The sequence below is a fragment of the Mesorhizobium sp. WSM4837 genome (assembly GCF_055811435.1).
The window spans coordinates 18748-45086 of sequence record NZ_JBVVQE010000059.1; the positions used below are offsets into that span (position 1 = coordinate 18748).

The following is a 26339-nucleotide window of genomic DNA, read 5'->3' on the forward strand; positions in this document are numbered from 1 at the left end:
CTTTCTTCGGATCATTCCGTCTTTGTGTACGCCCAGAAGATAGGTCGGGTCATATCGATTTAAAAGCGCTATTGGTGCATGGCAGCAATGCAAATTGTGCAATGCACAATCACCGGCAATTCTCGTCTTCGACATAGATAGGCCCGAATCGGAAAATGCCGTAGCGTCAACGGTTTGTCCGGGTCGGCTGAAGAAACGACCAAGCTGGAGGAGAAAAGGCATGGCGAGCTATTCGTCGCGAGTCACGGCCGATATCGCACGATGGCTGCAGGCCGGACTGATCGACGCCTCGACGGCCGACGCGCTGACGCGCGACGTCGAGGCCAATGAGCGCAAATCACTGAGCTTCGGCTCGATTCTGGCGATGATGGCGGCGTTGCTTTTTGGTGCGGCCGTCCTGATCTTCGTCGCCGCCAACTGGGAAGCCATTCCGCGGCTGGCGCGGGTGGCAGCGCTCTTCGCCATCATCTTCGCCGGCTATGTCGGCGGCGCCGTGCTGAAGACACGCGACCATGCTGCAATCGGCGAGGCATTCTGGATCGTCGCCGCAGCGGCATTTGGCGGATCGATCGCGCTGGTCGGCCAGATGTACCATTTGTCCGGCGATGAAGCGTCGGCCTTGATCACCTGGGGCGCGGGCACCGCCCTGGCGGCAGTTGCGCTGCGCTCGAACCCGCTGACCGTCGCTTCTGTCGGCATTGCCGACGCGTGGCTGTTCCTGAGAGGGTTCGATTATTTCAGGCGCACGGAATTTCCGCACCTCTTCGTCGCCATGGCGATCATGTTGTTCGCCATTTCGTTCTGGACCCGCAGCCAGGCGGCGCGGCATCTGATCATCCTGTCGGTCATCTTCTATCTCGTGCTGTTGTTTACGGAATACGAAACGCTGCAGGTCGCCGTCCCGCTCATTGTCGTGTCGGCGCTGCTTTTCGCGGCTGCGATCTTCGCTGCCGAGCCCGTCGACCGGATATTGCAGCTTGGCGGCCGTCTGCCCTTGCACGCGCTGATCGGGTTTCTCACCGGCCTGGCGATGATCCAGTTCGAACTGGCCAGTGAAAGCAATAACAGCGGCTTTGGCATTGCCTCGGCCATTGCGCTTGCCGGCATTGTCGCGGCAATCGTGCTGGGCGGCCGCGAGAGCAGGGGCTTGCGCTGGGTTGCCTATGCCGGCTTCGCCTTCGAACTCGCCATCATCCATGTGGTGATGCTGCAGTCGATGCTCGACACGGCAGGCTTCTTCCTTGCAGCCGCTGTGCTTCTTGGCCTGCTTGCCCTTGTCATCCTCCGCGTGGAGAAGCGCATGAGGCTCCCGAGCGCAGAAGGAGCAGCGGCATGATGACCGGCAAAAAACTGATCATTTCAGCGCTGGTGCTGGCACTCGTCCAGATCGGCTTCCTGATGTGGATCATCGCCGGCCGGGCGGCGATCCTGCGCGACGGCAAGCAGGTGCTGCTGAGGGTCGAACCGATCGATCCGCGCGATCTGCTGCGCGGCGACTACATTATACTCAGCTATGATATTTCGCGCCTGCCGGTGAAGCTGATCGCCAACATTCCGACCGGTAAGCTGACGAGCGACGATACGCCGATCGTCGTCAGGCTGAAGCAGGGCGCCGACGGCTATTGGGAGGCGACCACGGCCTGGTTCGGGCAAGCGCCGGCGCCGGCAGCATCCGACGAAGCCGATATTGTCGGGCATGTGGCCGTGGGGTGGGATCTCAGCGCAGCCACCACCATCGCGCCGGATTACGGCATCGAACGCTTCTACCTGCCGGAAGGCGAGGGGATGGCGATCCAGAACGACATGCGGGTGCGGCCGTTCGGCGTCCGCGTCGCAATCGCAGCCGATGGCGCCGCGCAGATCAAGGCGCTGATGGACGGCGACAAGACGCTGTTCGAGGAACCACTTTATTAGAATTGGCCCGGATTAGAATTGGGAAAGCGTGGCCGCTCGGACAGCATCAAACATGACAACTATCCTGACGACACGAGAAGACATAAATCTCAGCTCCGTTTTCCGCGTCGCCTGGAAAAAAGACACGGTACAAATCAGCGGCAAGGCCTTGCAGCGCATCGCAGAGTGTCGCGCGTCGTTCCTGCGTCTCATTGAAACCGACCCTGTTCCGGTCATCTATGGCGTAACCACCGCTATGGGAGAACTGGCAAGCAGGCGGCTCGAACTTAGCGAGCGGGGTCGCCATGCGCGCATCAAGGCGTTCGCAGCCGCAACATCATTCGGCGAGCCTTTGCCAGACCGCGTGGTACGGGCGATCGTGCTCGCCCGGCTGGCGAATTTCCTCGAGGGAAATGCCGCGACGACACCGCGCATGGCGCTCGCCGTCGCCGCGATGCTGGACGGCGGACCCATGCCCATGGTGCCATCCTCCGGTCAGGGCGGTGCCGGTGAAATCCTCGCGCTCTATCCGCTGTTTGCGGAGCTTTCGACGCGCTTCGACCTGGAAGTCAAGGAACGAGGCTCGCTGATCAACGGTTCGCCTTGCGCTGCCGCACTCGTGGCCGACGCGGCCTTGGCGGCTCGCCGCCGCATTCGCCTTGCCGAAAAAGTCTTTGCGCTTTCGATCGAGGCGTTTCGCGCGCCGCTCGAACATTACGACCCGGCGCTCGATGCGCTTTGGGGCGATGAACACGAAGCGGCGGCCCTGAGGGGATTGAGGGAGTTCCTTGCCGGCGCCGGCACCGGGCGCCGCAATTACCAGGCACCGGTCAGCTACCGCATCGTCCCTCGCATCCTCGGGCACGCGCATCGCGCGCTGGCACCGGCGGAGCGGGCGGCCACCGTGTCGCTCGCTTCGGTATCGGACAATCCGGTCTACATCCCGCCTGACGACGGGTATCCGCTCGGGCGCTGCATCAGCACGGGCGGCTATCACAATGCCATGGCAACACCCGCCCTGGACGATCTGGCGGCGATATGGGCCGACATCTGCCTCTTGTGCGACCGCCACGCCTCGAAGCTTTTGAACGGCAAGGTCTCGCTCCTGCCCGATCTGCTTTTGACAGGGCGGGACTGGAGCGACAGCGACGGCCACGGCAATGTCGGCTATGTGCCGATGGCGATCACGGGTTATCTGGAGCAGGCGAAACTTTCGGCGCAGCGCACCTTCATCCCGGGAACGGAATCGGCCGGTGCCGGACAGGACGATGTCGCCACGACGGTGTTCCTCGCCTGGACGAAGGAAGCACGCTCCGGCCGCTGTCTCGATGCCGCGATGGCGATGCTGGCGGTGATCGCCTCGCAGGCATTGCATGTCACCGAGCGCGTGGCTCCTCCGGCGCTTCAGTCGTTCGTCGCGGATATAAGAAGCATCGTGCCGCCGGTCGGCGACGATCGCGTGCTGGGACCTGAACTTGCGACTTTGACCGAATGGTTCACCTGCCAGGTCTTCGAGGAGTAGGCGGCCTGGAGTTTCGCAATGCCAATGGTGGCTACGACCAGAACGGCCCGAGGATGAACACGGCCATTAGGGCGACAAAAAGCATAGCGATGATCGCGGCGCCCCACATGAGGACCTTTCCGGTGCCGCGTTGCTCTTCCTCGCGGGGTAGGTCTTTCGCCATTGCACGATCCTTTTGTGAAGGTCCATGACCTAGCAACGTGGCTCGCCGAGGCTGGTTCCCGGCAGCCATCTTGAGCAGGTCTGCTTTCAGAAGGGCCAATTGATGCTCTGCCGAACAACGCGCCACCTAGAGACGCCAGCGTTCCAGGCTTTCAGGTGAAAAACTTGGTGCGGATGAAGGGACTCGAACCCCCACGCCTTTCGGCACTGGAACCTAAATCCAGGGCGTCTACCAATTCCGCCACATCCGCGTCGCCCGGCAATCCCATGTAGTCATCATTCTGTCAATGTCGCGGTCAAAATAAGGGCCGTTCGCCGGCGCATGATCCCGAAATCGGAAAAGCGATTTTCGGAAAGGATCACGCGCCAAAATGAAGGTCCTACAGCGTCCTTTGTGCGTCCAAGAGGACGCGCGGCGCTGTAGATGCGAAGATGGTTGAAAATTAGCCGGGCCTGTGACAAAAGGCGTGTCGAATGTGACGGGATGCGACGATCCGCTTCTGCAGAATGTGATAAGAAGTAGGAAAAACAAGGACTTATTCACATTTTGGAGCGTATTTCTGAAGGATTTGAGCCGCATTGGGCGGACAGATCGCCAAGTCCCGCACCAAAAGCCATTCCCGGCAAGATAATACCGGCAGGCTGTAAACGGCAGGAGCCGTTTGGCTGCTCATTGGTGGAAACAAAGGTTCTATGATGCAGGTCACCGAAACGCTCAACTCCGGTCTCAAGCGCGAGATCAAGATCACCGTGCCGGCCGGTGATATGGAAGCCAAGCTGATGGCGCGGCTTTCCGATGCCAGGAACAAGGTCCGCATCAACGGCTTCCGCCCCGGCAAGGTGCCGGTGCAGCACCTGCGCAAGGTCTACGGCAAGTCGTTCATGGCCGAAGTGGTCAACGAGATCCTCAACGATTCGACCCGTTCGATCATTACCGGGCGCGGCGAAAAGGCTGCCATGCAGCCCGAAGTGATCATGACCGAGGACGAGAAGGAAGCCGAGAAGATCCTTGCCGGCGGTGCCGACTTCGAGTTCCGCCTGAACTACGAGATCATTCCGCCGATCGAGATCAAGGATTTCTCCGAGATCAAGGTGACGCGTCAGGTGTTCGACGTGCCGGATTCCGAAATCGACGAGCAGGTCCAGCGTGTCGCCGAATCGGCGCGCACCTACGAGCCGAAGGCCGGCGAGGCCGCCGAAGGCGACCGCGTGACGATCGACTACGTCGGCAAGATCGATGGCGAAGCCTTCAGCGGCGGCGCCGGCACGGATCAGCCGCTGGTGCTCGGCTCCAAGGAATTCATTCCCGGCTTCGAGGACCAGCTCGTCGGCAGCAAGGCCGGTGACGAGACGCAGGTCACGGTCACGTTCCCGGAAAACTACCAGGCGGCGCATCTGGCCGGCAAGGAAGCCACCTTCGATGTCACCGTCAAGGAAGTATCCAAGCCCGGTGCGTTGGAAATCAACGACGAGATGGCCAAAAATCTCGGCCTGGAGTCGCTGGAGCGCCTGCGTGAAGTGGTGCGCGGCCAGATCGAGAACCAGTTCGGTTCGATGACGCGCCAGAAGATCAAGCGCCAGCTGCTCGACCAGCTCGATGCCGCCTACTCGTTCGAGGCGCCGTCGAAGCTCGTCGAGGCCGAGTTCAACAACATCTGGAACCAGGTCAACCGTGATCTGGAAGCCGCCGGCCGCACCTTCGCCGACGAGGAGACGACGGAAGAAGAGGCACGCGCCGAGTATATGCGGCTTGCCGAGCGTCGTGTGCGTCTCGGCCTGGTTCTCGCCGAGATCGGCGAGAGGGCCGGCGTCACCGTCTCGGACGAGGAACTGCAGCGCGGTCTGCTCGAGCAGGTGCGCCGCTATCCGGCCAACCAGCAGCAGGAAGCCTTCGAATTCTACCGCAGCAATCCCGAAGCATTAAACACGCTGCGCGCGCCGATGTTCGAGGAGAAGGTGGTCGACCATCTGCTCAGCCAGATCTCCGTCACCGACGTCAAGGTCAGCAAGGAAGAGTTGATGGCCGACGACGAGGACACCGAGACGGCCAAGGCAAAGCCGGCGAAGAAAGCCGCTGCGAAAACGGCCGACGCCAAGAAGGCCGACGATGCGGACGAGCCCAAGAAGAAGGCCGCGCCGAAGAAGAAAGCTGCCAAGGACGCCGAATAACACGGCATTCTGCTGGATGTGAAAGGCCGCCCACGGGGCGGCCTTTTCGTTGCCGCCGACGTCGCAAGGCCGCCGCTGCCCTAGTCGCGAGGCAATTGATTGACGAGGATCCGCATCACCGTCACTCGCTTGGGTAGTTCAATGAGAAACTCTTCGTCACGCGGCAGGTGGTGGATCTTGTGCGGGTCGCCGCCGGTGAAGCTCGCCATGGCTTCGACGTCAGGCCAGTACGAGATCGTCACGAACTCTGTTTCTTCTTCGCGATCTTCGCGAAACGACTGCACGCCAAGTGCCTTCTCCTGAAGCGGCGGAATGCCTTCGCGGCGCAGATATGGCTCGTAGGCGTCTGCCAGATCGCGGCGTGTCCTTCCCCGCCAGATCCGGGCAATTGTGGCGTTGTCGGTCATGAAATGCTCCTCTGCGCGGGGATTAATGCAGGACCTTGCCAAGAAACCGTCGCACCAACGGCAGGGCGACCTCGAAATGGGTCTCCAGCAGCCAGTGCCCTGCGTCATTCAGCAAATGCAGCTCGGCCTCGGGGAGATCGCGCAGATAGGCGCGCGCCGCCGGCTCGGGCATGTATTCGTCCCTCGGCCCCCAAAGGATCATTGCCGGCGGCCGCTGCTCGCGCAGGTATTCCTGGTAACGAGCGAACCAGTCGAGATTAGCCTTGAGCTTCTCCATCAGTCCGACTGAGAGCGCACGGCGCACAGCCGTATTCATTAGCGGCCAATGCAACTTCCACATATCGGGCGGGACACGTCGAGCGACGTCGTCATCGACTTCGCCTACAAACTCGGAGCGAAAGCCGTCTTCGCTCACCGCCTGTTCGAGCGGTGCACGGTTTGCTGGTGAAGGATCCCGCCAGAAACGCCGGATCGTTTCGTATTTCGGGCCAAGAGCATCCGCGTAGATATCGCCATTCTGGATGATCAGGGCCCTGATCCGCGATGGGTGCGCTATAGCGTGGCGCAGGCCGATCTGCGAGCCGTAATCGTGCAGCCATAGGGCGTAGCTGCCGAGCTCCAGCGCGTCGGTAAACCGCTCCAGGAAAGTTGCATAGGCGTCGAAATCAAAACCGAACCGTGCCGGATCGGGGGTTCCACTGTAGCCAAAGCCGGGGAAATCCGGCGCGACCGTCCGCCACCGATCGGCGAGCGCCGGCATCAGCCGGCGATACTGGAAGGATGAGCAGGGATAGCCATGCGGAAGCAGCAACACCGGCGCGGTTTCAGGACCTGCTTCTCTGTAAAACACCGTCTCGCCATCGATCGTGCGGGTGCCGTGGCGCACCTCCAGGACGCTCCTGTCGTTCATGGACACTTCTCTGATCTTTGATCTCGTGGACGCTGAACCGTAGCTGGTCTAACGCCTTTACACGGTATGCGTTCCGATCGCCCTCGACGCCGATCGAGCTTCCTAATCGCTTCGGGGCAATCTATCTGCCGGCCGGATTCTGTGGTAAGTAGATGCCGCAATTCCATGCGGGAGACGCGGATATTCCGCTCTGTCGTGCAAGGGGCGCATGCTGGCGAAGTGTCGGCAGGCGCAGATCGTCCAAGGCAGATTTGGCGATCGGGGAGGAATGCCATGCGTGCAATCGCGTTTTTCGCCGTCGCTTCCGTTGCGACGTTCATCACAAACCAATCTCAGGCACAGGATGCCGCCGCGGGTGAGAAGGTCTTCGCCAAATGCAAGGCCTGCCACGTCGTCGACGAGGACAAAAACAAGATCGGTCCGTCGTTGAGCGGCGTGATCGGCCGGACGGCCGGCACGCATCCGGGGTTCAAGTATTCCAAAGCCATGACCGAGGCGGGCGCATCCGGCGTCAAATGGGACGACGCCACGCTGACGAATTATCTTCGCGATCCCAAGGCCATGATCAAAGGTGGGAAGATGGCGTTTCCCGGTCTCAAGAAGGACGAGGATCTCGCCAACGTCATCGCCTACCTGAAGCAATTCTCCAAATGACCCGGTTCTTCCACCAGGAAGTAACCCGGTTCTTCCGCCGGCCGATGGGCCGGCCAAATTGCCTGCCCCCATCGGTGGTTGCCTGAAATGTCGGCCAGGGAAAGCGGCTTCAAGGATACCGGTATCCAGATCTCTGAAGCGACGGTCAGTGATTTCTTCGCGCTTCTGAAACCACGCGTCATGGCGCTTGCTGTTTTTACCGCTTTCGTCGGCCTGATGGTGGCGCCCGGGGCGATGAATCCGGTCATCGCCGTGATTGCAATCGGTGCAATTGCGGTTGGAGCGGGAGCGGCCGGGGCACTCAACATGTGGTACGATGCCGATATTGACGCGTTGATGTCGCGCACGTCAAAGCGGCCGGTCCCGTCAGGTCGGGTCACGCCAGGCGAAGCGCTCGGCTTCGGCCTGGTGCTTTCCGTACTTGCGATCATGACGCTCGGCGTGCTGGTGGGGTGGCTCGCCGCATCGCTGCTGGCCTTCACCATCTTCTTCTACGTCGTCATCTACACGATGTGGCTGAAACGCTCGACGCCGCAGAACATCGTCATAGGCGGCGCCGCGGGTGCGCTTCCTCCGGTCATCGGGTGGGCGGCCGCCACCGGCGCCGTCGGGGTTGAAAGTCTCGTCCTGTTTCTGATCATTTTCCTCTGGACGCCGCCGCATTTCTGGGCGCTCGCGCTGTTCAAGATCGGCGACTATGCCGCGGCCGGCATTCCCATGATGCCGAATGTGGCCGGCCAGGCTTCGACCAGAAAGCAAATCTTCGTCTATTCGCTGATCCTGGCACCAATCGGCGTGCTCCCTTGGGCTTTCGGATTCGCGAGCGGATTGTACGGGATTGTTTCGACCGCATTGGGCGCGGGTTTCATCTGGCATGCCTGGAAGCTTCTGGTCGACAAAAGGTGGGCTGAAGGGTGGGAGATGAAACGCGCAAAGGCGCTATTTGCCTATTCGATATTCTATCTTTTCGCGATCTTTGCCGTGCTGCTTGCCGATACCGTTGCAATGCGTGTCGTCATCTCAGCCGGAAATTGACGGCATGACCTGCCTCGTGGCTGCATTGAATCCTGATGTTCTCGGATTGTTTGCCGGGTTGAAAATCGGCGATTGCTGAACGAGGTGCGCCCGAACCTGCCCAAACCTCACGTTGGCACTGCGCAGAATCCCAGCACCAGCAGAATAACTATGCCAAGGCCGAGTATAAGAACGGTCTTTCCATCCATGACCTTCACCCTTCAACCCAGCTTTGAGACTAGCGAAGAAAGGCCGTTAGAGCTAGCGGGATCACCGGAGCCGTCCCCGCAGACAAAGGGCGGCGACAAATGCCATGCAAGAGCGTATGTTGATCATGGTGCAGGTCGCGGTTTTGCGTGGCCAGTCACGCTGAACGACAGCACCGTGAAATCGCGACCTTTACCGGACCTGGTCTGGAGGAAATGGTCATGGCAAGTTTTCACGTGATTGCAGGCGCCAGCGAGACGCTGGAGCACACCAGAATTCGAAAGATAGGCGTTTCCGACCTTTTCGACGCGCTCAAGCGTGGCGTCGATGATTTCATGGTCAAACCGTCGCACATCGTTTTCCTCTGCCTGATTTATCCGCTTGTCGGCGTCGTGCTCGCTGTCTGGACGTCGGGCAACAACGCGTTGCCGCTGTTGTTTCCGCTAGTATCTGGTTTTGCGCTGATCGGTCCATTCGCGGCGCTCGGCCTATATGAAATCAGCCGGCGGAGAGAGGCCGGGCTCGACGCCTCATGGAGCCACGCTTTCGAGGTCAGGAACTCTCCAGCGCTGCCGGCCATCGCGGCGGTCGGGATCATGCTGCTTGCGATCTTCATCGCCTGGCTGTTGACCGCGCAGATATTTTATCAGCAGGTGTTCGGTTCGGCTCCGCCGGAATCACTGTCCAGCTTCATCAGTGAAATATTCGCCACCGGACGCGGCTGGACGCTGATTATCGTTGGCCACGCGATCGGCTTCGTCTTCGCCGCGGTCGTGTTGTGCACCACGGTCGTCGCGTTCCCGTTGTTGCTCGACCGCGACGTCGGCGCCTACGAAGCTATCCATACCTCGGTGCGGGTGGTCCTGGCGAACCCGATCGTGATGGCTGTCTGGGGCCTGATCGTCGCCGTCGCCCTGATCATAGGCTCGCTGCCGGTGTTCGCCGGGCTGGCGGTGGTGCTGCCGATCCTCGGTCACGCCACCTGGCACGTCTATCGGAAAGTCGTGGAATCGCCGGCCTCCACCAGACCGGCGGACTGAAAGAAAGAATTCTGCCCTGCCGCACCAGCGAGAGGCCGCTGCGGCAGGTTGGCAAGAGCGTTTAGTAAGCCGGGTAGCTAAAGCGGGCTTGCTGTGCGTCGCTGGTCAGGTTGCGGAAATCCTTGCCGCTGACATGCACGAGCGTCCTGTGGTCGCCACCCTCGAAATATATATCGCCGGCATTGCCGAGGCTTTCATCGACAATCACCGGCACATCGTAGGCCGCGCCGATCGGCGGGATGGCGCCGGTGTCGCAATCCTCGAAGAGCGAAACCACCTCGTCCTCGGAGGCGAGCCCGATACGCTGGTGCATGACGTCCTGCAATGTGCCGAGCTCGATCCTGTGCGTACTGGGCACCACGGCCAGCGCATAGCCACCGTCGTGGTGAACCACCACCGATTTGGCCATTATGCTGCCGGGCACATGCGCCGCTAAGGCGGACTGCCTGCTTGTCGACGTGCGGTGGTGCTCGACGGTATCGTAGGAAATTCCTTTCTCGTCGATAAAGTCCTTCAATCTGTTTGCGATCGTCATCTTGAGCCTCCCTTCCTGGAGTTCGCGACGGAGAAACGACGAAAATCGTTCTCCTTCTGTCGTTTTCCGGTGGTGACAAAAATGGGCCAGCAGTCGACCGTTTCAAGGCAAGGCGGAGCGGGCCGTGAACAGCCCCTCCGGTCCTCGACGGGAAATGCTGCCCGACCCGGATTGCGCGTCAGGGCTCGGTCCCAAAAAACAGCGTCCGGGTGATAAGCGTGTACTCCGATTCGAAGACCATCATTGCCACGAACACCAGCACCAGGATCGGCGGCAATATGATCGCATAGGTCAGCGCCAGCCGCTCCCAAGCCATGTGCATGAAGACCGCGACGATCAGCCCGGCCTTGAGCATCATGAAGATCAGGATCAGCGACCATCTGAGATAGCCCTGGAGGCCGACATAATCGACCAGATAGGAGCAGGCGCTGAGGATGAACAGCCATACCCAGACCACCAGATAGAGCTTGATCGGGTGCTCCTGATGAACCTCCGCAGGGGCGATGCCTGCTGCTGCTGCCGCATCATGCGCTTGGGTTCCGTGCAGCGTATGTTGCCCCAGACCGTTTGCGGTTGCTTCAGCCATATCTGCCTCTCACCAAAGCCATGTCTGCCTCTCACCAAAGATAGAAGAATGCGAAAATGAACACCCAGACCAGGTCGACGAAATGCCAGTAGAGCCCCATGATCTCGACGTGCTCGTAGCTGCCCCTGCGACTGGTGAAGAACCCGGGCCGCCCGGTTTCGTAATCTCCGCGCCAGACCTTTCGCGCCACGATGATCAGGAAGATCACCCCGAACGTCACATGGGTGCCGTGAAAGCCGGTGATCATGAAGAAGGATGACCCGAACTGCGCCGCACCCCACGGATTGCCCCAGGGCCGTACCCCCTCGGAGATCAGCTTGGTCCATTCGAAGGCCTGCATGCCGACGAAGGTCGCGCCGAGTGCTGCGGTCAGAAGCATCAGGATCGCCGTCTTGCGGCGGTCGTGGCGGTAGCCGAAATTCACCGCCATGGCCATCGTTCCGCTGCTCGAGATCAGCACGAAGGTCATGATCGCGATAAGGATCAGTGGAATATTCGAGCCGCCGATATGAAGGGCAAAGACCTCGCTCGGATTGGGCCACGGCACTCGGGTGGACATGCGCGCGGTCATGTAGGAGAGCAGGAAGCAGCCGAAGACGAAGGTGTCACTGAGCAGGAAGATCCACATCATGGCCTTGCCCCAGGACACGTTCTTGAACGCGCGCTGATCCGAGGACCAATCGGCGGCGACGCCTTGCAAACCAGCTGGCCGCGCCTGTGCTTGGCCGGTATGCGTCACTGTCGTGTCTGCCATCCGTCCGGCCCTCCTAGGTCAGCAGCTGTCGGCAAATCTCGATAAAAGTCGCGGCCCAGCCGGCCAGAAGTGCAAAAATGGCGAGCCAGACGAAAAGCAGGAAATGCCAGTACATGGCGCACAGTTCGACACTGAGGCGAAGCCGCTCCGGCCGTGCTCCGTTCCAGGCGCCGGCAGTTGTTCTGCCCAGGCCCACCAGCCCGCCCAGTATGTGCAGCCCATGCATCCCGGTTATCAGGTAGAAAAAACTGTTGGCCGGATTGGCGGTTAGCAAGTAGCCGTCGGCGGTCAGTTCCCGCCAAGCCACAAGCTGTCCAACCAGGAAGGCAAGCGCGGTGAGCCCAGCCGTGACGAGGCCGAGTCTGACCGCGTCGATCTCGCCCCGGCGCGCAGCGACCGAGGCGCATTGAAGCGCGATGCTGCTCAGGACCAGCACGCCGGTGTTGAACCAGAGCACGCGCGGCAGCGGCAGCGCCTGCCAGTCCGACAGCGCCATGCGCATGAAGTAGGCGCTGGTGAAAAGCGCAAACAGGCAGCCGACGACGGCAAGGAAGACGCCGAGGCCGATCTTGGCGGTCGGCAGCGCTGATCCTTCCGGGCCGATAATATCCCCGATCACACCTTGCTCGAGCCATGGCTTGGCCATCAGCCGCTGATGGGAAAGCCACCATCCGGCAAAGCCGACGATGACGAGGAGGAAGACCAGAATGACGCTCATGCCGGCTCCCTGGAGGATCCGAAGGAGCCCGGCACGTTTTGCGGGATAAAATCCTCCTTGGCGCCCGGAACGCTGTAGTCATAGGCCCAGCGATAGACGATCGGCAGTTCCTTGCCGAAATTGCCATGGGGGGGCGGTGTTTCCGACGTCTGCCATTCGAGCGTCGTGGCGCGCCACGGATTGCCGCCGGCCTCGCGGCCGTGGCGGATGCTCCAGATCAGATTGAACAGGAACACGATTTGGGCAAAGCCGACGAGGAACGCCATGATGCTGATGAACGCGTTCAGATCGTGGGCCGACTCGGTCATCACCGCCGTGTTGGTCAGTTCGTGGTAGCGGCGCGGCACGCCCATCAGGCCGATGTAGTGCATGGGAAAGAAAATCAGATAGGCACCGAGGAAGGTGACCCAGAAATGGAACTGGCCCATGGCCTCGTTCAGCATCCGGCCAGTGACCTTCGGGTACCAGTGATAGATCGCCCCGAAGATCACCAGGATCGGGGCGACGCCCATGACCATATGGAAATGGGCAACGACGAACATCGTGTCCGACAGCGGAACGTCGACGACGACGTTGCCGAGAAACAGTCCGGTCAGCCCGCCATTGACGAAGGTGACGATGAAGGCCAGCGCAAAAAGCATCGGCACGGTGAGGTGGATGTCGCCGCGCCACAGTGTCAGCACCCAATTGTAGACCTTGATCGCGGTCGGGACGGCAATGATCAGTGTCGTGGTGGCGAAGAAGAAGCCGAAATAGGGATGCATGCCGCTGACATACATGTGGTGCGCCCAGACCACGAAGCTCAGCGCGCCGATGCCGACGATGGCCCAGACCATCATCCGGTAGCCGAAGATGTTCTTGCGCGCATGGGTGCTGATCAGGTCGGACACGATGCCGAAGGCCGGCAGCGCCACGATGTAGACCTCGGGGTGGCCGAAGAACCAGAACAGATGCTGGAACAGGATCGGGCTGCCGCCGCCGTGCTGCAGTTGTTCGCCCATCTCGACGATGGCCGGCATGAAGAAGCTGGTGCCGAGCGCACGGTCGAACAGCATCATCACGCAGGCGACAAACAGCGCCGGGAAGGCGAGCAGCGCCATGACTGTCGCGGTGAAGATACCCCAGACGGTCAGCGGCAGGCGCATCAGCGTCATGCCGCGCGTGCGGGCCTGCAGCACCGTCACGACGTAGTTCAAGCCGCCCATGGTGAAGCCGATGATGAACAGGATCAGCGAGACGAGCATCAGGATGATGCCCCAGTCCTGGCCGCCTGGTGTGCCGGTCATGATCGCCTGCGGCGGGTAGAGCGTCCAGCCGGCGCCGGTCGGTCCGCCGGGCGCAAAGAAGCTCGAGACCAAAACCAGCACGGCGAGCAGGTAGATCCAGTAGCTCAGCATGTTGACATAGGGAAAGACCATGTCGCGCGCGCCGACCATCAGCGGGATCAGGTAGTTGCCGAAGCCGCCCAGGAAGAGCGCCGTGAGCAGGTAGATCACCATGATCATGCCGTGCATGGTGATGAACTGATAGTAGGCTTCCGGGGTGATGAAGTCGAACGTGCCGGGGAAGCCGAGCTGCAGCCGCATCATCCAAGACAGCACCAGCGCCACCATGCCGATTGCCGTCGCCGTCGCCGAATACTGGATGGCGATGACCTTGGCGTCCTGCGAAAAGACGTATTTCGTCCACCAACTGTGCGGATGATAGAGTTCCATCTCCGCGACTTCGGCTGGCGGTACCGCATCTGCAGGTGTGACATCGACCATATAGGAACACCTCCGTGTCCTTTTCGGCCAGGTTCGACAGTTTCGAGCCCTGCCGCAATTTCAATCCAAATCGCCGTCTTTGCCGGCGTCTAATCTGCCGAGCCCACCTGCTGGGGGGCCGACAATTGCGCAAAAGTCTGCTGTTCGCCGAGCCACGCCAGATAGTCTTCCGGCGTGTCGACCATGACCACGCCATTCATCAACGGGTGCCCCTGGCCACAAAGTTCGGCACACAGGACCTGGAAAGTTCCGGTCTTGGTCGGGGTGAACCAGAAATAGGTGACCGAGCCGGGGATCATGTCCATCTTGGCGCGGAATTCCGGCACGTAGAAATCGTGCAGCACGTCGATCGAGCGGAGCAGCATCTTGACCGGCTTGCCGACCGGCAGATGCAGATCGGCGGCTTCGACGACGACATCGTCCTGGCCGTTGGCGTCACTGGCGTTCACGCCGAGGGGATTTTCAGGGCTGACGTTGCGGGTGTCGGACGTGCCGAGCTTGCCGTCCTTGCCGGGCAAGCGAAAACTCCATTGCCATTGCTGGCCGACGACTTCGACCACTGTTGCGTCGCTTGGGACGCTGACGAACTGGTTCCAGACGAACAGGCCGGGAACCAGCATGGCGGTGACGCCGATTGCGGTGACGATCGTCAGCCACCATTCGAGCCGCTTGTTCTCGGGTTCGTATGCCGCCTGATTGCCTTCCCGATGACGGAAGCGGAAGACGCAATAAGCCATGAATAGGACGACGGCGGCGAAGACGACGCCGGTGATCCAGAAGGTGATGATGATGGTGTTGTCGATATAGTCCCAGTTAGAGGCAATCGGCGTCCACCACCATGGGCTCAGGAAGTGGAACAACACTGAGCCCACAACTACCAAAACGAGTACAAGCGCTATGGCCATATCCCGTTCCTCCCGGCATTCCAAGGGCGCGAAGCCGTCCCAGGAAATGCCAAATGCATCATAGCTCGATTTCCGGTCGAAATTCTAGTGCGGTCTTCCCGTCAGCCGAAAACGCAATGGCGATGATGTGGAAGAACCCAAGAAGAAGACGGCTGCGGCGAAGAAAAAACCTGCTGGCCCACCGAACAACACGGCGTTCTGCCGGATCGTGAAAGGCCGCCCCCTCGCGTGGGCTGAGGCTGGTTCGGGATGGTGCCGACGGGATCAGGCGATTGGTTTTTGAGCAGACCGGCTCCTGCTGTCCTGACGGTTCGGGCTGCTGTCGGGGCGAGGCAAGGCCGATTTCGACCTAACCGGGTTCAGCGAGGCGGTCGGCCGGAATCGCCGCAGCTGCAACGCCGAGTTGCCGCGATCGGATCAGCAACGCTCGCCTTGACCGCTGCGCTTTAAGAGATCCAGCGGGTTATTCCGGCGCAAACGTCTCGAACGCAGCCGCGCAGCCAGCGGTGCGCCTGATCGGCATCCAGCCGCGGGTGCCACAAAAGTGAGACCGAGATTTCCGGCAGGGGAACCGGCAGAGGGAAACAGAACATTCCATCGCGCAGGTTTCCCGTATAGCGTTCGGGAACGCTGGCGATCAGGTCTGAGGCACGCGCCAGAGCCAGAGCTTCCGAAAAGCCGCCGACGACCGTCACGACCTCCCGTTTCAACCCTAACGGCGCAAGGGCATCGTCGATCGGTCCCCTGTCGAGCCCGCGACGGGAGATGAGGATGTGCCGTCCGGCTGCGTAGCGGGCAGGGGTCATCATCACCTCGCACAATGGATGTCCCATTCGCACGACGCCAACGAAACGATCACGGAACAGCGCTTGCGCGCGAATCTCCGGTCCCGTGGCCTTTCCGACAACGCCGGTCTCCAGGTCTACGCTGCCGTCGCGCAGAGGCGTGCTGTCCTTGTCCGGCTTCAGCACAAAACGCAGCCGCACGCCCGGTGCCTGTTCGCCGACGCGCGCAATGAGATCCGGCCCGAAATTCTCGACAAAGCCGTCCTGGTTTCTGAGCGTGAAGGTCCGCACAAGCCGTTTCAGGTCGAGCATCTCAACAGGGCGCAAAACGGCTTCGGCGTCCTGCACAAGCCAACCGACGCGCTCGCGGAGCTCGAGGGCCCGAGGCGTCGGAACGAGGCCGCGTCCGGCCCTGACCAGCAGCGGATCGCCCGTCGTCTCTCGTAATCGCGCCAGCGCCCGGCTCATCGCCGACGGGCTCAGCCGCAGCCTTCTGGCGGCGCGCGCCACGCTGCCTTCCGTCAACAACACGTCAAGCGTGACAAGCAGATTGAGGTCGGGATGCGACATATGATGATCTTAGCATGGCCGGCACGATCTGACATGGCGTCAAACGCAATGATTACGTGCAAATGATGCGCCTTCCGCCATCTCAAGCAAAGGACTACCTGTCTGCCAGCTCCGTTTCGGGAGTCGCGCCAGAAAACGGAGTTCATGTTGAAGCCAATCGATGCAGGACGGGCAGTCGCCGAAAATCCAGAACGGGCACCTGCGGTTCGGTGGGCGCTCGCCGGCCTTTCGCTATCGATGTTGCTGTCCTCGCTCGGCATCAGCATCGCCAATGTCGCCTTGCCGACGTTGACGCAGGCGTTCGACGCCTCGTTCCAGGAGGTCCAGTGGATCGTGCTGGCTTACCTCCTCGCCATCACCACCCTGATCGTCAGCGTCGGGCGACTAGGTGACATCACCGGTCGCCGGCGGCTGTTGCTGGCCGGGCTGTTCCTGTTTACGGTGGCCTCGGTCCTGTGTGGCGTCGCGCCGACGCTCTGGCTGCTGATTGCAGCCCGGGCGGCCCAGGGCTTGGCGGCGGCCATCATGATGACCCTGACCATGGCTTTTGTCGGTGAGACGGTGCCGAAGGCAAGGACCGGCAGCGCGATGGGGCTGCTCGGAACGATGTCGGCGATCGGCACCGCTCTCGGTCCCTCGCTCGGCGGTCTGCTGATTGCCGGAGCCGGTTGGCGGGCGATCTTCCTCGTCAACGTGCCACTGGGCTTGCTGGCATTTTGTCTCGCCTACCGCTATCTGCCGGCTGATCGCCGGGAGCCGAAGACAGATCGGGCCGGCTTCGACGTTGTCGGCACGCTGCTGCTTGCCCTGACGCTTGGCGCCTATGCGCTCGCGATGACGATCGGGCGTGGCAGTTTTGGTCAGCTCAACCTGGCTCTATTCGTGGCTGCAGTCTTCGCGGCCGGTTTGTTTGTGCTTGTCGAGGCGAGAGTGGCGTCGCCTTTGATCCGATTGGCCGCTTTCGGCAATACGACGTTGAGCGCGAGCCTCGCCACGAGCGCGCTCGTGGCGACGGTGATGATGGCGACACTGGTGGTCGGGCCGTTCTATCTGTCTCGTGCGCTCGGGCTCGACGCCGCTGTTGTTGGCATCGTCATGTCGGTCGGTCCGCTTGTCGCCGCGCTGACAGGTGTGCCGGCTGGTCGCATAGCCGACTGTTTTGGCGCTGGGCGCATGACCGTCATTGGGCTTATCGCGATAGCCGCCGGTTGCTTCATTCTATCCGTGATGCCGGCAATATCGGGCATCCCTGGCTACATCGCCCCGATCGCCGTCATCACATCTGGCTATGCGCTGTTTCAAACGGCAAACAACACCGCTGTCATGTCGGATATCCGCCCGGACCAGCGGGGCGTCATTTCCGGCTTGCTCAATTTGTCGCGCAATCTCGGGCTCATCACCGGCGCATCCGTCATGGGCGCCGTGTTCGCATTCGCGTCAGAGGCTATCGACATCGCAACGGCGCGGCCCGACGCCGTCGCCACCGGTATGCGGATCACGTTTGCGGTCGCGGCAATACTGATTGTCGTCGCGCTCGCCGTCGCGGTCGGAGGTCGCGCTGTCGCGGCACGCCCGTCGCTGCCTGGCGTGTCATGACACGAGACAGGGCGCTTTTGGGGCCGATGCTTGTCCAAACAGGGCGTCAGATCAGCAGCAGGCCCTTCATGCTGGCATGACCCTTCTTGCCGATGATGATGTGATCGTGGACGGCGATGCCGAGCGGTTTGGCCGTCTCGATGACCAGCTTGGTCATCTCGATGTCGGCGCGCGACGGCGTCGGGTCGCCTGACGGATGGTTGTGCGCCAGAATGATCGCGGTGGCGGAGAGTTCGAGCGCGCGCTTGACCACTTCGCGCGGATAGACCGGCGTGTGGTCGACGGTGCCGACCTGCTGCACCTCGTCGGCGATCAGCGCGTTCTTCTTGTCGAGAAACAGAATGCGGAACTGCTCGCGCTCCTCGAAAGCCATGACCGACCGGCAGTATCCGAGAACCTGCGTCCAGGACGACAGGACCTCGCGGCCTTTTATCTCGCTGCGTGCCGCGCGTTGGGCGGCCGCGGCAACGATCTTCAGATCGAGTGCCACTGCCGGACCGATACCGCTGACCTCCTCAAGCCGCGCGACCGGCGCGCCAAGCACCTCGGCCAGCGTGCCGAAGCGTGCCAGCAATGCCTTGGCGACGGGCTTGGTGTCGGCGCGGGGGATCAGGCGAAACAGCAAGAGCTCCAGCAATTCGTAGTCGGGGAGGGCGTCGGAACCGGCCGCAAACCGTTGGCGCAAGCGGTCGCGATGGCCGAGATAGTGCGGCTTTTCGGGCGACTTATCGACCGAATTGGCTTTCGCGAGCGGTTTTATCGGTGTTTCGGGAAAGAAGATCCGTTCGTCATCGTCGCTGGTCTTTCCCATAGGCCGCCCGCATTTTCTTGACCGGAAAGATCCGGCCCTCGCGCAAACACTATGCTGGCAGGCCGGGGCGGTCGAGGTTTTTTGGCGACAGCGTGAAAATCTCGCATCCGGTCTCGGTGACGCCGATCGTGTGCTCGTACTGCGCCGACAGCGAGCGGTCGCGTGTCACCGCCGTCCAGCCATCCGACAGCACTTTTACGTGCGGCCGCCCGAGATTGATCATCGGTTCGACGGTGAAGATCATGCCCGGCCGCATCTCGACGCCCTCGCTGGCGCTGCCATAGTGCAGGATGTTCGGCGCATCGTGAAAGAGCTGGCCGACGCCGTGGCCGCAGAAATCGCGCACCACCGAGCAGCGCTCGGCTTCGGCATAGGTCTGGATGGCGGCGCCGATGGCGCCGGTGCGGGCGCCGGGCCTGATCGCGGCGATGCCGCGCATCAGGCATTCATGCGTGACCTCGAGCAGGCGCTCGGCGGCGCGCTTGATCGTGCCCACCGGATACATGCGCGAGGAATCGCCATGCCAGCCATCGAGGATGTAAGTGACATCGATGTTGACGATGTCGCCGTCCTTCAACGGCTTGCTGTCGGGGATGCCATGGCAGACGACGTGGTTGATCGAGGTGCAGGACGACTTGGTGTAGCCGCGATAGTTGAGCGTCGCCGGCAATGCGCCGTGATCCATGCCAAACTCGAAGACGAAGCGGTCGATGGTTTCGGTGGTGACGCCCGGCGCGACGATCGACACCAGTTCGTCGAGGCAGCGCGCGGTGAGATCGCAGGCCTTGCGCATGCCGGCAAAGCCTTCTTCGCCATAGAGGCGGATCTGGCCGGTGTTTCTGAGCGGTGCCGTGGCGGCTTCGAGATAGGTGACCATTGTGTCCGTCTTGCCGGGTGAAAGGGCCTCTGTTGAGCCCGCGAGAAAAGTCCCTCAGATTTGGCACCGGACGGCGCCAGGTTCAAGGACGAACTGCCGGCGATTGGGCTCAAGCCGGCGATATTCACGCTTTGCGGCTTCATCTTGTGCGTGTCCGGCCCCATGCCGGGCCGTTCGTCCGCACTGACGACATATTTCTGAACAAGATGTGGGCCTGAGCGGAAAGCCGGTCAAAGCAACTTTTTGCGACGAGCGGCGTTGCCGCGGGACCGCGTTCTGGCGAGACAGGAATGGACAGATTGCAATTCGAGGTGCCGGTGCGCATCACGACCGCGGCTGGCCTGCCAGTCGAGGAAATATACAGCGTCGAACAGGCGCTGGATTTCCTGCAAGGCTGGCCGGTTCGCCGCCAGGGCCCAGTCTATCAGGCTGCGTTCAACGCCTGCTTCGGCGCCACCGTCGACCTGATCGAGACCGAGGAGGCTTGCCGGGCGTTCATGGCATTCTGCCGGGTGAGCCGCCTGCTGACCAGGGATATGATGGTTCCGCGCAAGCGCGGAGGCGAGGCGAGGGGGCTGAGGGCTTGACGCCGAGCGGGCAAGTCCCAGCAAATTGCTTGATGCATAGCTTGCCCTCGGTGGCAACGCCTGTCGGTGATGCTGTGCCAACCAGCCACGAATCGGCTATGCCTGCGGCATGCAGGAAACGTCTCTTTACATGCCGGTGAAGCGGTTTCTTGAGAGTCTGGACTTCACTGTCAAAGGCGAGGTTGGCGGCTGCGACGTCGTTGGACTGCGTGACGGCGAGCCGCCCGTGCTCGTCATCTGCGAATTGAAGCTGCAGTTCAACCTCGAACTCATTCTTCAAGGTGTTGACCGTGCTGCGTCATGCGATGAGGTCTGGCTCGCGGCGAGGATGTCAAGTCGAGGCAAGGGCCGCGAGCACGATCGCCGGTTCCGTGCGCTGTGCCGGCGGCTCGGCTTCGGCCTTCTCGGGGTTGGCTCCGCCGGCAACGTCGAATTGCTGCTCAGTCCGGCCGCCTTGCCGCCCCGGCGAGACCCGAGGCGACGGTCGCGCCTGGTGGACGAGCATCGGCGCCGGCGCGGCGACCCTGTAGTCGGCGGCGGCTCGCGTACGCCGGTCATGACCGCTTACCGGCAGGACGCGCTGGCCTGCGCCGCTGCCATGGTCGACGGCCCAAAACGCCCGCGCGATCTGAAAACCATTTCGCCACGCGCCGCCAATATCCTGCTTCACAATGTCTATGGCTGGTTCGCCAGGGCCGAGCGCGGCGTCTATGCGCTTACCGACGTTGGCCGCGCTGCGCTACAGCGCTGGCCTCAATCGGTTTCATGACGAGGCAGCACGAGTCGTTTGAGCGACTTGCAGCGGCAGGCAGGCAACGACGCCCTCGTCAAGCAACGGAAGAGGGGGAGCGGCTCGCGGCTGCCGGCCGCGCAACCGTGAGCAGAGTGGTCAGCCCCAGCGGCAATGACGGCTGGATGACGGGCTTCTCGCGCTCAGGTTTCTTTAGAATGTAGGGCGCCTTGGCTGTCCTCAACTGCTGCAATTGCCGCCGGGCTTTGGCGCGCAGGGCGGTTTCCGCGGGCGCGGGCGATTCATTCTCTAGGACCAGCGTGAAAGCCTGGGCCGCCTCATCCGTTCGCTGCAGGGCGAGATGGCTGCGGCCCAGGGCATAACGCGCCAGGATGAGGCCTGGATTGAGGTCCGTGGCTCGCCCAAACGACTCGATGGCTGCGGAGTGGTCGTTTAGCGACTGCTGCGCAATGCCCAGACAAAGCCAGGCGTTTACAGCTTGCGGCGACATCGCTGCAAGCGCGCCGAAGCATTCCGCAGCCTGACGGTGATCGCCCTTCGCACCCAGAACGTGACCGAGTCCGTACAGAGCCTGATCATGGTTCGGCTCGGTGTTCAGGATCTGGCGATAGACGTTCTCAGCCTGGATGATCCAACCCTTCTTGTGGAGGCCGGCCGCCTCCTGCAACGCGCCGACCAAGGATCGCCTGTCCAGCCGGTCGCCAAGATTCCGGCCGGTTTTGGTTCGCACAAGAGTGCAGTTGATGACGGTGTCGTGGGTGCCGAAGGAATATTTGTAAGGTTCGTTGCCGCGCAGGAAATCGTATGTCCGGAAACCGTTCTCGATCGCGCGGCGGATGCAATAACCGTGCAGGACCAGTCCCGACGGCAGCATGTCGGCCGTCTCGTCGCGGCCGACCATGTGGAACAGCATGCTCTTCTTGACCGGATCGAGGAAGATCGCGAAAGCGCTCAAGGGCCGGTCGCCGTGCCAAAGCACAGGCAGGAACAGCGTGCCCCGTTCGAAAGCTTGCCTGAACAGCAGTCGGTTGCTCTTGACCAGCCCGGAAACCAGATTCCCCTTCCGCGGCGTCCACTTGATGCGCCAGAACTCGAGCAGGATGTCGATATCGCGCTCGATGGTAGAGGCGTCGGCATGCGTTATGCGAAACTCGTCAGAGTTCTCCAGCTTCCGGAGAAATCTCCGCATCTTCTGGCGGGTGTTGGCGCTGAGATTGTGCAGAAGATAATCTTCCCATGAGGACGGGAGGTCGATCGCCGGGCATATGCAGTTGTCAACATTGTCAACCTGGTTGACGCGCCGCATCCGACGCATCGTCAGCCGATTGTCGGAAAGCTGCTCCATCAGCCAGCCTGTCCTGCGCTCCGACATCCGCAGGTTTTCCAGATGCAGGCTGGCCCAATGCATCGTCTTCAGATGCTTCGCGAAAACCGCGATTGCCCGGTAGGCGTATTCCGGCGCGCAGAGGATGCCGGTATAATCGGCTGCAAGGTTTCCCCCCATATACACTTCATGGTAGATTTCGCCGGTTTTTTTCCTCATGCTGGTGCGCAGCCGGAGTGGCAGAAGCGCGACATAGGGAGTGCCCGGCGGCCCCTTGCGCGCCGCCAAAATGAACCATTCACCGTCGAAGCGTCGAAGATAGTGGGAAAGAAAGTCCCACGAGACGAAGAAATGCGCGTCGGGATCCCTGGCGTAGAGGTCGTCCCAGTTGTTGCGAAGCCCGTTCAGTTCTTCCGGGCGTGTCAAGACGTCGATCTGCATATTACCCCCCGCCTCTACGATCAGCGCTCATTAAATGCCCTGGCCATGCTGTCCTTGATCGGCTTGGACAGGTAGCTGAAAAAGGTCCGCTCCGCCGTCTGGATGAGAATTTCGGCGGGCATGCCTGGCGTCGGAACAAATCCAGGCACGCGAGCCAGTTCACTGACTGGCAGGTTGACGCGCGCCAGATAAACCTCCTTTTCGGTCGGGCCGGAGGCGTCGGGGAGCGAGTCGGCCGAGACGTAGTAGACTTCACCGTTCAGAACCGGCGTCGTGCGCGCGTTGAGCGCGACCAGCCGTACCGTCGCCTTTTGTCCGACCTTCACATTGTCGATCTCGGTGCGAGGCACCTGCGCTTCTATGATAAGCGGCACATTCGCCGGCAAGATCTCCATGATGCTCTTGCCGCTCTCGATCACTCCGCCGGAGGTGTGGTAGAATAACCGCACGACAGTGCCCGAAACCGGCGCATTGATCGTCGCTCGGCGCAGCACGTTTTGCGCCTCGCGGGACTGTTCGCGGATGCTGTCCAGTTCGGTTTCAACGCCCTCGAGTTCGTCGAGCGCCGCCTGGCGGTAGGCGTTTTCTGTCTGCCGCATCTCCTGTTCGTGCTTGATGACCTGGGCGCCGGTCTCGGATATCTCGGCTGAGAGCCGCCCCATCTGCCCTTCGGCATCTGCTATGGCGCGCTGAATCGCCTTGATCTCGGTCGCGCGGATCAATCCTTGGTCGAGCAGGGTCTTCTTGCCGGTATACTCCTCGCGTAGTAGACCGAGCTGTATCGTGACCGCTTTCAGCAACTGCTCATAACCGCCCGCCCGGAACTTCAGGGCGCCGATGTTCTGGTCGAGCAATCGGATCTCGCTGCTCATTTTGGTGCGCGAGCCCTCGAAGTTGAGACGCTGGCTATGCACGATCGAAGCAATTTCCGGGTCGTCGCGATTTTCGGTTATTGTGGCCGGGAACTGTATAGTCTCCGCCCCGTGCACCTCGGCGGTCAAGCGCGCCACGATCGCTTCAAGGCGCGCCTGGCGGAAGAACAACTGCCGTTCCTTTGCCCGCGCGGCCGTTTCGTCGAGCAGCACCAAAGGCTGATTGGTTACGACATGGTCGCCTTCGCTAACCAGAAGCTGCTTGATGATACCCCCTTCGAGGTGCTGGATGATCTTGTTCTGCCCAGTGGCCACGAAGCTTCCTTGCGCGACGATCGCGGCTGCGAGCGGTGCCGTGAATGCCCAGGTGCCAAATCCGCCGAAGGTGACGGCCATCAGCAGCAATCCAGCGGTCGTCTGCTTCCAAATGGAACGCGGAACGGCGCCATACCATTGAACGTCTTCGATCTTGGCTATTTCCTTCACGGCCGCTCTCTCTCATTTGACCTGAATATTGGCAAAATGGCCGCCATCGAGGCTCATGCCGCGCGCCGCCAAAGCCTGGAGCACGTCCTGACGCATCCCGAAAAGAGCCACGGTGCCGTTGACGAGCACCAGGATCTTATCCACGGTCTGCAGCAAAGCAGGCCGCTGCGTGATCGTCACCATCGTGATCTTTTGCTCTTTGGCTTGCTGTAGAGCGCGCGACAAAGCCAACTCGCCAGCGGTGTCGAGGTTCGAATTCGGCTCGTCGAGGACCACCAATTTCGGGCTGCCGAAAAAGGCGCGCGCCAGAGCGATACGCTGCTTCTGCCCGCCAGAAAGCGGCGCGCCATCGGCGGCGACAAAGGTCTCGTAGCCATGCGGGAGCGAGGCGATCAGTTCGTGAACGTCGGCCAGCTTGGCGGCTTCGTAAATTGCGCCATCGTCGACGTCTTCGCGCATTCTGGCGATGTTCGCCTTGATCGACCCCGGGAAAAGCTGCACGTCCTGGGGAAGGTAGCCGATGCTTTCACCAAATTGCCGCTGATCCCAGTTCCGCAGGTCCATCAGGTCGAGCCGCACGCTTCCCGAAGTTGGAAGGATCGAGCCGACGAGCATTTTGCCCAGGGTCGTTTTTCCGGCGCCCGAATTGCCGATGATCGCCAGCGAGTCTCCGGCCTCCAGGCCAAAGCCGATGCCATTGAGCACGACACGTTTGGTTCCTTGCGGCACGAACAGCAGCCGCTCGACATCGAGGCGCCCTTCCGGACGCGGCAGCTTCAGGCGTTCGAAGTTCAGCGGGGATTCCTTCAGCAGCGCACTGATGCGGCCAAAGGCCGCGCGTGACTGCACAACCTGGTTCCACCCTTCAATCGCACCCTCGATCGGGCCAAGTGCGCGACCGGCAACGATCGACGCGGCGATGACCATGCCGCCCGTGACCGAGCCTTCGATGGCCAGATAGGCGCCCCAGCCGAGCATTATGACTTGGGTCAGCAGCCGGACGCCCTTGGAAAGGGAAGCAAAGGCTATGTTTCGGTCCTGGGCTATGACCTGCCATTTGAGCGAGTTGCCGGTATCCTTGCCCCAGATCCACACGGCTTCGGGGATCATCGCCAGCGCGTTGATGATCTGCGAGTTGCGCGACATCGAATCGACGTGGAGGTTGGCTTTGGTTTGGCTTGTGTTGGCCTCGCCGAACGGCTTGGCGGTTGCGCGCTGGTTGGCGAGCGTGATGGCCAGCAGCAGCAGCGCCGTCGCCACGACAATGAAGCCGAGGTCGGGGTGGATCAGGAATATCGCCAGCATGAACAACGGGGCCATCGGCGCATCGAGAAGAGACAGCAACGTGCCGGACACCAGAAACGTACGCAGCTGCTGAAGATCCCCCAGCGTCTGATATTCGCGCCCGTTGCTGTGCAGTGAAGCCCTGGCGGCTGCGCTGAGGATTGGTCCGCCCAGTTGGGCGGCGACCTCGACCGCTGTGCGCATGAGGATGAAGCGCCGGATGGCGTCAAAAACCGACTGCAGGATGACTGCGCCGACGATCACGATCGTCAGCATCACCAGGGTGTCGACCGAGCGGCTCGTCAGCACGCGATCCGAAATCTGGAAGAGGTAGACAGGTATCGCAAGCACCAGCACGTTGGTCGCGATCGTGAAGATCATCACCGCAATGAGGTTCTTCTTGACCGCGCGAAGGCCGGCTGTGAGGCTTGCCGAGAGATCGACTGGGCCGAGACGCTTGTGGAATGCGCCGCCGCCGCCACCGCCGCCCCCCTTGCCGGTTCCGGTCGGGCCGCCGCCGCCAGGCACTTCCCGGGCAAGCAAGGGACCGCGGTCGCCCTCGATTGTCACGCCGGGCAGAACCGGCTTGTTCTTCATCTCCTGCGTGGGCGGCTCCACTCGCGCGCTCGGCTGGTGCTGCTTGCCGGGCGCGTCCTTCGGCGCGTTCGGCGTCTTGCGTTCCAATATTTCCGGCTCGGGCTTGCGCGCCGGTT

At 61.6% G+C, this 26339-nt stretch carries 25 protein-coding genes and 1 tRNA gene; 10 read left to right on the top strand and 16 right to left on the bottom strand.

What is annotated here, in order from left to right:
- Nucleotides 1-220: 220 nt before the first annotated feature.
- The 3 genes from AC0L3D_RS27205 to AC0L3D_RS27215 are packed head-to-tail and all read left to right on the top strand — an operon-like array spanning nucleotide 221 to nucleotide 3415.
- On the top strand, nucleotides 221-1336 hold the full coding sequence (locus AC0L3D_RS27205; RefSeq protein WP_473646381.1) for a DUF2157 domain-containing protein: 1116 nt from the start codon (nucleotides 221-223) through the stop codon (nucleotides 1334-1336).
- Nucleotides 1333-1914: a GDYXXLXY domain-containing protein gene (locus AC0L3D_RS27210; protein ID WP_473646383.1), complete on the top strand. Its 582-nt coding sequence runs from the start codon at nucleotides 1333-1335 to the stop codon at nucleotides 1912-1914. The genes AC0L3D_RS27205 and AC0L3D_RS27210 overlap by 4 nt, the downstream gene beginning before the upstream one ends.
- Before the next feature lie 52 nt (nucleotides 1915-1966).
- Nucleotides 1967-3415, top strand: a complete 1449-nt coding sequence (locus AC0L3D_RS27215) for an aromatic amino acid lyase (RefSeq protein WP_128176534.1) — start codon at nucleotides 1967-1969, stop codon at nucleotides 3413-3415.
- 31 nt (nucleotides 3416-3446) lie between these two features.
- On the opposite strand, the gene AC0L3D_RS27220 is transcribed toward AC0L3D_RS27215, so the two are convergent.
- Both AC0L3D_RS27220 and AC0L3D_RS27225 read right to left on the bottom strand, forming a co-directional pair.
- Nucleotides 3447-3578 (bottom strand): hypothetical protein, encoded by a 132-nt coding sequence (locus AC0L3D_RS27220; RefSeq protein ID WP_287176100.1) that lies wholly within the window; start codon nucleotides 3576-3578, stop codon nucleotides 3447-3449.
- A 165-nt stretch (nucleotides 3579-3743) separates the two neighbouring features.
- Nucleotides 3744-3828, bottom strand: a tRNA-Leu gene (locus AC0L3D_RS27225).
- Between the two features lie 445 nt (nucleotides 3829-4273).
- On the opposite strand from AC0L3D_RS27225, the gene tig reads away from it, so the two are divergent.
- Complete coding sequence (tig, locus tag AC0L3D_RS27230; protein WP_128169982.1) at nucleotides 4274-5746, top strand: trigger factor; 1473 nt, start codon at nucleotides 4274-4276, stop codon at nucleotides 5744-5746.
- A gap of 80 nt (nucleotides 5747-5826) precedes the next feature.
- On the opposite strand, the gene AC0L3D_RS27235 is transcribed toward tig, so the two are convergent.
- Nucleotides 5827-6153 carry an antibiotic biosynthesis monooxygenase family protein gene (locus AC0L3D_RS27235; protein WP_128176536.1) on the bottom strand — a complete coding sequence of 109 codons (327 nt, stop codon included), beginning with the start codon at nucleotides 6151-6153 and terminating at the stop codon, nucleotides 5827-5829.
- Nucleotides 6154-6175: 22 nt separating this feature from the next.
- The gene (locus tag AC0L3D_RS27240) at nucleotides 6176-7063 is read right to left on the bottom strand and encodes an alpha/beta fold hydrolase (protein WP_128169959.1); all 888 of its coding nucleotides are present in this window, start codon (nucleotides 7061-7063) and stop codon (nucleotides 6176-6178) included.
- Nucleotides 7064-7336: 273 nt separating this feature from the next.
- On the opposite strand from AC0L3D_RS27240, the gene AC0L3D_RS27245 reads away from it, so the two are divergent.
- From AC0L3D_RS27245 to AC0L3D_RS27255, 3 genes are all read left to right on the top strand, one after another.
- A complete protein-coding gene (locus AC0L3D_RS27245) occupies nucleotides 7337-7717 on the top strand; it encodes a c-type cytochrome (RefSeq protein ID WP_128169958.1) in 381 nt (126 codons plus the stop codon).
- A gap of 87 nt (nucleotides 7718-7804) precedes the next feature.
- Nucleotides 7805-8752 (top strand): heme o synthase, encoded by a 948-nt coding sequence (locus AC0L3D_RS27250; RefSeq protein ID WP_128169957.1) that lies wholly within the window; start codon nucleotides 7805-7807, stop codon nucleotides 8750-8752.
- Nucleotides 8753-9159: 407 nt separating this feature from the next.
- The gene (locus AC0L3D_RS27255) at nucleotides 9160-9978 is read left to right on the top strand and encodes a DUF2189 domain-containing protein (protein ID WP_077381723.1); all 819 of its coding nucleotides are present in this window, start codon (nucleotides 9160-9162) and stop codon (nucleotides 9976-9978) included.
- Between the two features lie 61 nt (nucleotides 9979-10039).
- On the opposite strand, the gene AC0L3D_RS27260 is transcribed toward AC0L3D_RS27255, so the two are convergent.
- The 7 genes from AC0L3D_RS27260 to AC0L3D_RS27290 all read right to left on the bottom strand — a co-directional run bounded on the left by AC0L3D_RS27260 (nucleotide 10040) and on the right by AC0L3D_RS27290 (nucleotide 16597).
- Nucleotides 10040-10513 carry an aminoacyl-tRNA deacylase gene (locus tag AC0L3D_RS27260; RefSeq protein ID WP_023802548.1) on the bottom strand — a complete coding sequence of 158 codons (474 nt, stop codon included), beginning with the start codon at nucleotides 10511-10513 and terminating at the stop codon, nucleotides 10040-10042.
- A 178-nt stretch (nucleotides 10514-10691) separates the two neighbouring features.
- Nucleotides 10692-11099 (bottom strand): cytochrome C oxidase subunit IV family protein, encoded by a 408-nt coding sequence (locus AC0L3D_RS27265; protein ID WP_128169955.1) that lies wholly within the window; start codon nucleotides 11097-11099, stop codon nucleotides 10692-10694.
- A 31-nt stretch (nucleotides 11100-11130) separates the two neighbouring features.
- Nucleotides 11131-11853 carry a heme-copper oxidase subunit III family protein gene (locus AC0L3D_RS27270; protein WP_128169954.1) on the bottom strand — a complete coding sequence of 241 codons (723 nt, stop codon included), beginning with the start codon at nucleotides 11851-11853 and terminating at the stop codon, nucleotides 11131-11133.
- Nucleotides 11854-11866: 13 nt separating this feature from the next.
- A complete protein-coding gene (locus AC0L3D_RS27275; protein ID WP_128169953.1) occupies nucleotides 11867-12571 on the bottom strand; it encodes a cytochrome c oxidase subunit 3 in 705 nt (234 codons plus the stop codon).
- On the bottom strand, nucleotides 12568-14337 hold the full coding sequence (gene ctaD, locus AC0L3D_RS27280) for a cytochrome c oxidase subunit I (protein ID WP_128169952.1): 1770 nt from the start codon (nucleotides 14335-14337) through the stop codon (nucleotides 12568-12570). The genes AC0L3D_RS27275 and ctaD overlap by 4 nt, the downstream gene beginning before the upstream one ends.
- Nucleotides 14338-14426: 89 nt before the next feature.
- On the bottom strand, nucleotides 14427-15242 hold the full coding sequence (coxB, locus tag AC0L3D_RS27285) for a cytochrome c oxidase subunit II (RefSeq protein ID WP_128169951.1): 816 nt from the start codon (nucleotides 15240-15242) through the stop codon (nucleotides 14427-14429).
- 446 nt (nucleotides 15243-15688) lie between these two features.
- Entirely contained in the window at nucleotides 15689-16597 is a 909-nt protein-coding gene (locus tag AC0L3D_RS27290; RefSeq protein ID WP_287229341.1) for a LysR family transcriptional regulator, read from the bottom strand.
- A gap of 147 nt (nucleotides 16598-16744) precedes the next feature.
- Here AC0L3D_RS27290 and AC0L3D_RS27295 point away from each other — a divergent pair, with 147 nt between their 5' ends.
- Nucleotides 16745-18193 (top strand): MFS transporter, encoded by a 1449-nt coding sequence (locus AC0L3D_RS27295; protein ID WP_473628940.1) that lies wholly within the window; start codon nucleotides 16745-16747, stop codon nucleotides 18191-18193.
- A 46-nt stretch (nucleotides 18194-18239) separates the two neighbouring features.
- On the opposite strand, the gene radC is transcribed toward AC0L3D_RS27295, so the two are convergent.
- A complete protein-coding gene (radC, locus tag AC0L3D_RS27300) occupies nucleotides 18240-19004 on the bottom strand; it encodes a RadC family protein (protein WP_023802539.1) in 765 nt (254 codons plus the stop codon).
- Nucleotides 19005-19053: 49 nt separating this feature from the next.
- Nucleotides 19054-19881 carry a type I methionyl aminopeptidase gene (map, locus tag AC0L3D_RS27305; protein WP_027156242.1) on the bottom strand — a complete coding sequence of 276 codons (828 nt, stop codon included), beginning with the start codon at nucleotides 19879-19881 and terminating at the stop codon, nucleotides 19054-19056.
- Between the two features lie 290 nt (nucleotides 19882-20171).
- Between map and AC0L3D_RS27310 the strand changes: the two genes are divergently transcribed.
- Both AC0L3D_RS27310 and AC0L3D_RS27315 read left to right on the top strand, forming a co-directional pair.
- Entirely contained in the window at nucleotides 20172-20468 is a 297-nt protein-coding gene (locus AC0L3D_RS27310; protein WP_128169947.1) for a DUF982 domain-containing protein, read from the top strand.
- 109 nt (nucleotides 20469-20577) lie between these two features.
- Nucleotides 20578-21237 carry a DUF2161 domain-containing phosphodiesterase gene (locus AC0L3D_RS27315; RefSeq protein ID WP_287248844.1) on the top strand — a complete coding sequence of 220 codons (660 nt, stop codon included), beginning with the start codon at nucleotides 20578-20580 and terminating at the stop codon, nucleotides 21235-21237.
- 58 nt (nucleotides 21238-21295) lie between these two features.
- Here AC0L3D_RS27315 and AC0L3D_RS27320 read toward each other — a convergent pair whose 3' ends face one another.
- From AC0L3D_RS27320 to AC0L3D_RS27330, 3 genes are all read right to left on the bottom strand, one after another.
- Entirely contained in the window at nucleotides 21296-22984 is a 1689-nt protein-coding gene (locus AC0L3D_RS27320; protein ID WP_473628887.1) for a GNAT family N-acetyltransferase, read from the bottom strand.
- A gap of 20 nt (nucleotides 22985-23004) precedes the next feature.
- A complete protein-coding gene (locus AC0L3D_RS27325) occupies nucleotides 23005-24342 on the bottom strand; it encodes an HlyD family type I secretion periplasmic adaptor subunit (protein ID WP_473628886.1) in 1338 nt (445 codons plus the stop codon).
- Between the two features lie 12 nt (nucleotides 24343-24354).
- Nucleotides 24355-26339: type I secretion system permease/ATPase (locus tag AC0L3D_RS27330; protein WP_473646384.1), on the bottom strand; the 1985-nt coding region annotated here is incomplete at its 5' end.

Coding starts and splice junctions, on each gene's coding strand:
- AC0L3D_RS27275 (WP_128169953.1), bottom strand. CDS start 12,571: ATGAGCGTCATTCTGGTCTTCCTCCTCGTCATCGTCGGCTTTGCCGGA.
- ctaD (WP_128169952.1), bottom strand. CDS start 14,337: ATGGTCGATGTCACACCTGCAGATGCGGTACCGCCAGCCGAAGTCGCG.
- AC0L3D_RS27315 (WP_287248844.1), top strand. CDS start 20,578: ATGCAGGAAACGTCTCTTTACATGCCGGTGAAGCGGTTTCTTGAGAGT.
- AC0L3D_RS27205 (WP_473646381.1), top strand. CDS start 221: ATGGCGAGCTATTCGTCGCGAGTCACGGCCGATATCGCACGATGGCTG.
- tig (WP_128169982.1), top strand. CDS start 4,274: ATGCAGGTCACCGAAACGCTCAACTCCGGTCTCAAGCGCGAGATCAAG.
- AC0L3D_RS27260 (WP_023802548.1), bottom strand. CDS start 10,513: ATGACGATCGCAAACAGATTGAAGGACTTTATCGACGAGAAAGGAATT.
- AC0L3D_RS27210 (WP_473646383.1), top strand. CDS start 1,333: ATGATGACCGGCAAAAAACTGATCATTTCAGCGCTGGTGCTGGCACTC.
- AC0L3D_RS27270 (WP_128169954.1), bottom strand. CDS start 11,853: ATGGCAGACACGACAGTGACGCATACCGGCCAAGCACAGGCGCGGCCA.
- AC0L3D_RS27255 (WP_077381723.1), top strand. CDS start 9,160: ATGGCAAGTTTTCACGTGATTGCAGGCGCCAGCGAGACGCTGGAGCAC.
- coxB (WP_128169951.1), bottom strand. CDS start 15,242: ATGGCCATAGCGCTTGTACTCGTTTTGGTAGTTGTGGGCTCAGTGTTG.
- AC0L3D_RS27310 (WP_128169947.1), top strand. CDS start 20,172: ATGGACAGATTGCAATTCGAGGTGCCGGTGCGCATCACGACCGCGGCT.
- AC0L3D_RS27245 (WP_128169958.1), top strand. CDS start 7,337: ATGCGTGCAATCGCGTTTTTCGCCGTCGCTTCCGTTGCGACGTTCATC.
- AC0L3D_RS27250 (WP_128169957.1), top strand. CDS start 7,805: ATGTCGGCCAGGGAAAGCGGCTTCAAGGATACCGGTATCCAGATCTCT.
- AC0L3D_RS27290 (WP_287229341.1), bottom strand. CDS start 16,597: ATGTCGCATCCCGACCTCAATCTGCTTGTCACGCTTGACGTGTTGTTG.
- AC0L3D_RS27320 (WP_473628887.1), bottom strand. CDS start 22,984: ATGCAGATCGACGTCTTGACACGCCCGGAAGAACTGAACGGGCTTCGC.
- AC0L3D_RS27265 (WP_128169955.1), bottom strand. CDS start 11,099: ATGGCTGAAGCAACCGCAAACGGTCTGGGGCAACATACGCTGCACGGA.
- AC0L3D_RS27235 (WP_128176536.1), bottom strand. CDS start 6,153: ATGACCGACAACGCCACAATTGCCCGGATCTGGCGGGGAAGGACACGC.
- AC0L3D_RS27220 (WP_287176100.1), bottom strand. CDS start 3,578: ATGGCGAAAGACCTACCCCGCGAGGAAGAGCAACGCGGCACCGGAAAG.
- AC0L3D_RS27240 (WP_128169959.1), bottom strand. CDS start 7,063: ATGAACGACAGGAGCGTCCTGGAGGTGCGCCACGGCACCCGCACGATC.
- AC0L3D_RS27215 (WP_128176534.1), top strand. CDS start 1,967: ATGACAACTATCCTGACGACACGAGAAGACATAAATCTCAGCTCCGTT.
- map (WP_027156242.1), bottom strand. CDS start 19,881: ATGGTCACCTATCTCGAAGCCGCCACGGCACCGCTCAGAAACACCGGC.
- radC (WP_023802539.1), bottom strand. CDS start 19,004: ATGGGAAAGACCAGCGACGATGACGAACGGATCTTCTTTCCCGAAACA.